The following is a 6,048-nucleotide window of genomic DNA, read 5'->3' as shown; positions in this document are numbered from 1 at the left end:
TCGTTCCGATCGCGATGGAAGAAAAGCTGCGCTTCGCAATCCGCGAAGGCGGCCGCACCGTCGGCGCCGGCATCGTCGCCTCGATCATCGAGTAACGTGATTTCGGCGAGGTCCGTTGGGGCCTCGCCGATTGATCGTTGACCAATCCGGTTTACGGAGTGAGGGCAGGGTCCTTCGGGCCCCTGTCCTCCTTCAATAAGAAACAAGAACAGTGTCCGGATCGCGGACATACATTAAGGACTAGTCGAATGAACGGCCAGAATATCCGCATCCGCCTCAAGGCGTTTGATCATCGGATCCTCGATGCCTCCACGCGCGAAATCGTGTCGACCGCAAAGCGCACGGGAGCCCAGGTTCGCGGCCCGGTTCCTCTTCCGACCCGGATCGAGCGCTTCACGGTCAACCGCTCTCCGCACGTGGACAAGAAGAGCCGCGAACAATTTGAGATGCGCACGCACAAGCGCCTACTTGACATTGTCGATCCGACACCGCAAACGGTCGACGCGCTGATGAAACTCGATTTGGCCGCAGGCGTCGACGTCGAAATCAAGCTCTGAGACTGGCGAAAGCCGAATAACAAGGAAGGTACGTGGCGGGTCCCGCCAACGGCTTCCAACAACGGGAAACCGTAAGGCCGCGAGGCCTCACGGAATCTTTAAACAAAGAGGCGTGAAGGGGCTTGCCCCGTCAGGGACTCTCAAGAGGACGAACCGATGCGTTCAGGTGTAATTGCACAGAAAGTGGGAATGACCCGCATCTACACAGATGCCGGCGAACATGTTCCCGTAACAGTTTTGCGCATGGAAGGCTGCCAGGTGGTCGCCCAGCGTACCGAAGACAAGAACGGCTACACCGCCGTTCAGCTTGGCGCGGGCGTCGCCAAGGTGAAGAATGTTTCCAAGGCCATGCGCGGCAACTTCGCTCTCGCGCAGGTGGAGCCGAAGGCAAAGCTCGCAGAATTCCGCGTGTCCACCGAGAACCTTCTCGACGTCGGCACCGAACTGGCCGCGAGCCACTTCGTTCCGGGACAGCTGGTCGACGTGACCGGCACTTCGATCGGTAAGGGTTTCGCCGGCGCCATGAAGCGCCATAATTTCGGCGGTCTCCGCGCTACGCACGGCGTGTCCGTCTCTCACCGTTCGCATGGTTCCACCGGTAACCGCCAGGATCCGGGTCGCGTCTTCAAGAACAAGAAGATGGCCGGCCACATGGGCGCAACCCGCGTGACCACGCAGAATCTCGAAGTGGTTTCGACCGATGACGATCGTGGTCTGATCCTGGTTCGCGGCGCCGTTCCCGGCTCCAAGGGCTCCTGGATCCTGGTTCGCGACGCGGTCAAGGCTGGCGTTCCGGCTGACGCTCCGCGTCCTGCCGGCGTCCGCGCGAAGTAAGGGGGCCGATATGGATCTCGTAGTTAAGACTCTCGAAGGCAACGATGCCGGCACTCTTTCGGTCTCGGACGCCATTTTCGGCCTCGAGCCCCGCGAAGACCTGATTGCGCGCATGGTGCGCTACCAGCTCGCCAAGAAGCGTCAGGGCACGCATCAGACCAAGACCCGCGCCGAAATCTCGCGCACGGGCAAGAAGATGTACAAGCAGAAGGGCACGGGCCGCGCTCGTCACCATTCCGCTCGCGCTCCGCAGTTCCGTGGCGGTGGTCGCGCTCATGGCCCGGTGACCCGCAGCCATGCGCATGATCTTCCCAAGAAGATCCGCGCTCTTGCCCTGCGTCACGCGCTGTCGGCCAAGGCCAAGTCCGAAACCTTGATCGTCGTTGACAACCTGGTCGCAGCAGAAGCCAAGACCAAGATCCTCGTCAATGCTTTCGCCGGTCTCGGCCTCAGCAATGCGCTGTTCATCGGCGGCGCCGAGCTGGACAGCAACTTCAAGCTCGCCGCCCAGAACATTCCGAATGTGGATGTGCTGCCGGTTCAGGGCATCAACGTTTACGACATTCTGCGCCGCAACACGCTTGTGCTGTCCAAGGCCGCAGTCGAAGCCCTCGAGGAGCGGTTCAAATGACTGACCTTCGCCACTATGATGTGATCCGCACCCCGTCGATCACGGAAAAGTCCACGCTCGTCTCTGAAAACAACCAGGTTGTTTTCAACGTCGCCAAGGACGCATCCAAGCCGCAGATCAAGGCCGCTGTCGAAGCTCTCTTCGGCGTCAAGGTCAAGGCCGTGAACACCCTGATCCGCAAGGGCAAGGTCAAGCGCTTCAAGGCCACGATCGGCAAGCAGCAGGACGTCAAGAAGGCCATCGTCACGCTGGTCGAAGGCCAGTCCATTGACGTGACCACCGGCCTCTGAGGAATAGAACAATGGCATTGAAAACATTCAATCCGATCACCCCGAGCCTTCGGCAGCTGGTCATCGTCGACCGCTCCGGCCTGCACAAGGGCAAGCCGGTCAAGACGCTGACGGAAGGCCTGAGCTCAAAGGGCGGCCGCAACAATCTCGGTCGCGTCACCGCGCGCTTCCAGGGTGGCGGTCACAAGCGCTCTTACCGTCTGGTGGACTTTAAGCGTCGCAAGTTCGACATGGAAGCCACCGTCGAGCGTCTGGAATATGACCCGAACCGCACCGCCTTCATCGCTCTCATCAAGTATGAAGACGGCCAGCTGAGCTACATCATCGCTCCGCAGCGCCTGACGGCTGGCGACAAGGTCGTGTCCTCCATGAAGGGCGCGGACGTGAAGCCCGGCAACACCATGCCGCTGCAATCCATCCCGGTCGGCACCATTGTCCACAATGTGGAAATGAAGCCGGGCAAGGGTGGTCAGATCGCTCGTTCGGCCGGCGCCTATGTGCAGCTGGTCGGCCGTGACCAGGGCATGGCGATCCTTCGCCTGAACTCCGGCGAACAGCGCCTGGTGCATGGCTCGTGCCTCGCCACCATCGGCGCGGTGTCGAACCCCGACCATGGCAACACGAATGACGGCAAGGCCGGTCGTTCGATCTGGAAGGGCAAGCGTCCGCATGTTCGCGGCGTCGCGATGAACCCGGTCGACCATCCGCACGGCGGTGGTGAAGGCCGCACGTCGGGCGGTCGTCACCCGGTTACCCCCTGGGGCAAGCCCACCAAGGGTAAGCGGACCCGGTCGAACAAGTCGACCGACAAGTTCATCATGCGCTCGCGTCACAAGCGCTAATTGAGAGAGGAAGTCATTAAATGGCTCGTTCAGTTTGGAAAGGCCCGTTTGTCGACGGATATCTTCTCAAGAAGGCTGAGAAGGTGCGCGCAGGCGGCCGCAGTGAAGTCATCAAGATGTGGAGCCGTCGCTCCACCATTCTTCCCCAGTTCGTTGGCCTGACCTTCGGGGTCTACAACGGCGCCAAGCACGTTCCGGTGCTGGTCACGGAAGAAATGGTCGGACACAAGTTCGGCGAATTTTCTCCGACCCGGACCTATTACGGTCACGGCGCGGATAAGAAGGCGAAGAGGAAGTAATCATGGGCAAGGCTAAAACCGAACGCCGGCTCAAGGACAACGAAGCGCAGGCTGTCGCCCGCACGATCCGCGTCAGTCCGCAGAAGCTCAACCTCGTCGCCGCTCTCATCCGCGGCATGAAGGTCGAGCGCGCTCTCGCCGAGCTCGAATTCTCCCGCAAGCGTATTGCCTCGACGGTGAAGAAGACCCTCGAATCGGCCATCGCCAATGCAGAAAACAACCATGATCTCGACGTCGACGCCCTCGTCGTCGCCGAGGCCTATGTGGGCAAGTCGATGGTGATGAAGCGCTTCCACGCCCGTGGTCGCGGTCGCGCTTCCCGCATCGAGCGTCCGTTTTCGCACCTGACGATCGTCGTCCGGGAAGTTGCCGACACTGAGGAGGCTGCATAATGGGTCAGAAAATCAATCCAATCGGCTTCCGTCTGGGCATCAACCGGACCTGGGACAGCCGCTGGTTCGCCGACAACGCCGAATACGGCCAGCTTCTTCATGAAGATCTTGCGATCCGCACCTATCTCATGAACGAACTGAAGTCCGCCGGCATCGCCAAGGTGGTCATCGAGCGTCCGCACAAGAAGTGCCGCGTCACGATCCACTCGGCTCGTCCGGGCCTGATCATCGGCAAGAAGGGCGCCGACATCGAGAAGCTTCGCAAGAAGATTTCGACGATGACGAATTCCGAAACGCATCTCAATATTGTTGAGGTGCGCAAGCCGGAAATCGACTCCACGCTCGTCGCGCAGTCGATCGCCCAGCAGCTCGAGCGCCGCGTTGCTTTCCGTCGCGCCATGAAGCGCGCCGTTCAGTCCGCGATGCGTCTTGGCGCCGAAGGCATCAAGATCACCTGCGCCGGCCGTCTCGGCGGCGCGGAAATCGCTCGTACGGAATGGTATCGTGAAGGTCGCGTACCGCTGCACACGTTGCGCGCCGACATCGATTACGGCGTCGCTGAAGCCCATACGGCTTTCGGCGTCTGCGGCATCAAGGTCTGGATCTTCAAGGGCGAAATCCTCGAACACGATCCGATGGCCTCCGAGCGTCGTGCGCTGGAAGGTGACAACCAGGGCGGTAACAACAACCGCCGCCGCGAAAACGCGTAAGCGCGTAACGGCAGAGTTGGAGAATAGAAAATGTTGCAGCCAAAGCGTACGAAGTACCGCAAGCAGTTCAAGGGCCGCATCCATGGCGTCGCCAAGGGTGGTTCGGATCTCGCATTCGGTGAATATGGCCTGAAGGCCCAGGAGCCGGATCGCGTCAACGCCCGCCAGATCGAAGCGGCTCGCCGCGCGATCACCCGTCATATGAAGCGCGCAGGTCGCGTCTGGATCCGAGTGTTCCCAGACGTTCCGGTGACCGCCAAGCCGACCGAAGTCCGCATGGGTAAAGGTAAGGGTTCGGTGGAATACTGGGCTTGCCGCGTCAAGCCGGGCCGTATCATGTTCGAGATCGATGGCGTGAGCGAAGAGCTTGCCCGCGAAGCCCTCCGTTTGGGCGCCGCGAAGCTCTCTGTTAAGACGCGCTTCGTGCAGCGCATCGCCGAATAAGGAGAAGACGAATGAAAGCGTCTGATGTTCGCGCGCTGAGCGCCGACCAGCTGAACGATGAGCTTGCCAAGCTCAAAAAAGAGCAGTTCAACCTCCGCTTCCAGAAGGCGACCGGTCAGCTTGAAAAGACCGCCCGCATCGACGAAGTGCGCAAGGATATTGCTCGCATCAAAACCATCGCCCGCCAGAAGGCGGCCGAAGCCAAGGCTTGAAGGAATACAAAATGCCGAAACGCATTCTTCAGGGCACCGTCGTCAGCGACAAGAACGACAAGACCGTCGTGGTCCGCGTCGAGCGTCGCTTTGCCCACCCGCTGCTTCAGAAGACGGTTCGCCGTTCCAAGAAGTACAAGGCCCATGACGAAAACAATTCCGTAAAGACCGGCGACGTCGTTTCCATCGAGGAATGCGCGCCGATCTCCAAGGACAAGTGCTGGAAGGTCGTGACGGTTCACAATTGATCCGTGACAATCTGATGCTTTTGAACATCGCGCCCGGAAATAACGTCCGGGCGTGAAGTCTTTTTGAGAAAAGACTTGATTTTGGGCGTGTTTTCTATAAGACGCGGCCATTCCAGTGAAACTTGGATCGACAAGCCGGATCAGGGGATTCGACCTTCGGGTTTCGTCCAACCGTTTCGGTCATAACAAGAAGGCGACCTGACATGATTCAGATGCAAACAAACCTCGACGTGGCGGACAATTCCGGCGCCCGTCGTGTCATGTGCATCAAAGTGCTGGGCGGCTCCAAGCGTAAATACGCTTCGATCGGCGACATTATCGTCGTCTCGATCAAGGAAGCCATCCCGCGTGGGCGCGTGAAGAAGGGCGATGTGATGAAGGCCGTGGTGGTTCGCACCGCCAAGGACATCCGCCGCGCCGACGGCAGCGTGATCCGCTTCGACACGAATGCAGCCGTTCTCATCGACAACAAGAAAGAGCCTATCGGCACCCGTATCTTCGGACCGGTTCCGCGCGAACTTCGCGCCAAGAACCACATGAAGATCATCTCGCTGGCTCCTGAAGTGCTGTAATTATCGAGGAACGACTG

Annotated in this window: 12 protein-coding genes and 1 pseudogene; all 13 read left to right on the top strand. The window is 59.8% G+C overall.

The window, feature by feature from the left end:
- A pseudogene (locus M2360_RS26315) lies at positions 1 to 95 on the top strand (elongation factor Tu); the annotation flags it as partial.
- Positions 96 to 248: 153 nt separating this feature from the next.
- Positions 249 to 557 (top strand): 30S ribosomal protein S10, encoded by a 309-nt coding sequence (gene rpsJ, locus M2360_RS26310; protein WP_137156080.1) that lies wholly within the window; start codon positions 249 to 251, stop codon positions 555 to 557.
- Between the two features lie 156 nt (positions 558 to 713).
- Positions 714 to 1,391: a 50S ribosomal protein L3 gene (gene rplC, locus M2360_RS26305; RefSeq protein ID WP_280778350.1), complete on the top strand. Its 678-nt coding sequence runs from the start codon at positions 714 to 716 to the stop codon at positions 1,389 to 1,391.
- 10 nt (positions 1,392 to 1,401) lie between these two features.
- Positions 1,402 to 2,022: a 50S ribosomal protein L4 gene (gene rplD, locus M2360_RS26300; protein ID WP_280778349.1), complete on the top strand. Its 621-nt coding sequence runs from the start codon at positions 1,402 to 1,404 to the stop codon at positions 2,020 to 2,022.
- On the top strand, positions 2,019 to 2,312 hold the full coding sequence (locus tag M2360_RS26295; RefSeq protein WP_182826473.1) for a 50S ribosomal protein L23: 294 nt from the start codon (positions 2,019 to 2,021) through the stop codon (positions 2,310 to 2,312). The genes rplD and M2360_RS26295 overlap by 4 nt, the downstream gene beginning before the upstream one ends.
- Before the next feature lie 11 nt (positions 2,313 to 2,323).
- A complete protein-coding gene (gene rplB, locus M2360_RS26290; protein WP_280778348.1) occupies positions 2,324 to 3,154 on the top strand; it encodes a 50S ribosomal protein L2 in 831 nt (276 codons plus the stop codon).
- 20 nt (positions 3,155 to 3,174) lie between these two features.
- The gene (rpsS, locus tag M2360_RS26285; RefSeq protein ID WP_137156075.1) at positions 3,175 to 3,453 is read left to right on the top strand and encodes a 30S ribosomal protein S19; all 279 of its coding nucleotides are present in this window, start codon (positions 3,175 to 3,177) and stop codon (positions 3,451 to 3,453) included.
- Between the two features lie 2 nt (positions 3,454 to 3,455).
- Positions 3,456 to 3,845, top strand: a complete 390-nt coding sequence (gene rplV / locus M2360_RS26280) for a 50S ribosomal protein L22 (RefSeq protein WP_280778347.1) — start codon at positions 3,456 to 3,458, stop codon at positions 3,843 to 3,845.
- Entirely contained in the window at positions 3,845 to 4,555 is a 711-nt protein-coding gene (gene rpsC, locus M2360_RS26275; RefSeq protein ID WP_280778346.1) for a 30S ribosomal protein S3, read from the top strand. The genes rplV and rpsC overlap by 1 nt, the downstream gene beginning before the upstream one ends.
- 30 nt (positions 4,556 to 4,585) lie before the next feature.
- Complete coding sequence (gene rplP, locus M2360_RS26270) at positions 4,586 to 4,999, top strand: 50S ribosomal protein L16 (protein WP_137156072.1); 414 nt, start codon at positions 4,586 to 4,588, stop codon at positions 4,997 to 4,999.
- Between the two features lie 11 nt (positions 5,000 to 5,010).
- Entirely contained in the window at positions 5,011 to 5,211 is a 201-nt protein-coding gene (rpmC, locus tag M2360_RS26265; RefSeq protein WP_137156071.1) for a 50S ribosomal protein L29, read from the top strand.
- An 11-nt stretch (positions 5,212 to 5,222) separates the two neighbouring features.
- The gene (gene rpsQ, locus M2360_RS26260) at positions 5,223 to 5,459 is read left to right on the top strand and encodes a 30S ribosomal protein S17 (RefSeq protein ID WP_280778345.1); all 237 of its coding nucleotides are present in this window, start codon (positions 5,223 to 5,225) and stop codon (positions 5,457 to 5,459) included.
- Between the two features lie 203 nt (positions 5,460 to 5,662).
- Entirely contained in the window at positions 5,663 to 6,031 is a 369-nt protein-coding gene (gene rplN, locus M2360_RS26255) for a 50S ribosomal protein L14 (protein WP_003536525.1), read from the top strand.
- Positions 6,032 to 6,048 lie beyond the last annotated feature (17 nt).

The sequence above is a fragment of the Rhizobium sp. SG_E_25_P2 genome (genome assembly GCF_029892285.1).
In the GTDB taxonomy this organism is placed as follows: domain Bacteria; phylum Pseudomonadota; class Alphaproteobacteria; order Rhizobiales; family Rhizobiaceae; genus Rhizobium_E.
The sequence above is the reverse complement of the archived record's forward strand: the minus strand, read 5'-3'. Positions and strand labels throughout refer to the sequence as shown.

Bases quoted from the DNA above. Each gene is read 5' to 3' on its own strand.
- rpsJ (WP_137156080.1), top strand. From the start codon at position 249: ATGAACGGCCAGAATATCCGCATCCGCCTCAAGGCGTTTGATCATCGG.
- rplC (WP_280778350.1), top strand. From the start codon at position 714: ATGCGTTCAGGTGTAATTGCACAGAAAGTGGGAATGACCCGCATCTAC.
- rplD (WP_280778349.1), top strand. From the start codon at position 1,402: ATGGATCTCGTAGTTAAGACTCTCGAAGGCAACGATGCCGGCACTCTT.
- M2360_RS26295 (WP_182826473.1), top strand. From the start codon at position 2,019: ATGACTGACCTTCGCCACTATGATGTGATCCGCACCCCGTCGATCACG.
- rplB (WP_280778348.1), top strand. From the start codon at position 2,324: ATGGCATTGAAAACATTCAATCCGATCACCCCGAGCCTTCGGCAGCTG.
- rpsS (WP_137156075.1), top strand. From the start codon at position 3,175: ATGGCTCGTTCAGTTTGGAAAGGCCCGTTTGTCGACGGATATCTTCTC.
- rplV (WP_280778347.1), top strand. From the start codon at position 3,456: ATGGGCAAGGCTAAAACCGAACGCCGGCTCAAGGACAACGAAGCGCAG.
- rpsC (WP_280778346.1), top strand. From the start codon at position 3,845: ATGGGTCAGAAAATCAATCCAATCGGCTTCCGTCTGGGCATCAACCGG.
- rplP (WP_137156072.1), top strand. From the start codon at position 4,586: ATGTTGCAGCCAAAGCGTACGAAGTACCGCAAGCAGTTCAAGGGCCGC.
- rpmC (WP_137156071.1), top strand. From the start codon at position 5,011: ATGAAAGCGTCTGATGTTCGCGCGCTGAGCGCCGACCAGCTGAACGAT.
- rpsQ (WP_280778345.1), top strand. From the start codon at position 5,223: ATGCCGAAACGCATTCTTCAGGGCACCGTCGTCAGCGACAAGAACGAC.
- rplN (WP_003536525.1), top strand. From the start codon at position 5,663: ATGATTCAGATGCAAACAAACCTCGACGTGGCGGACAATTCCGGCGCC.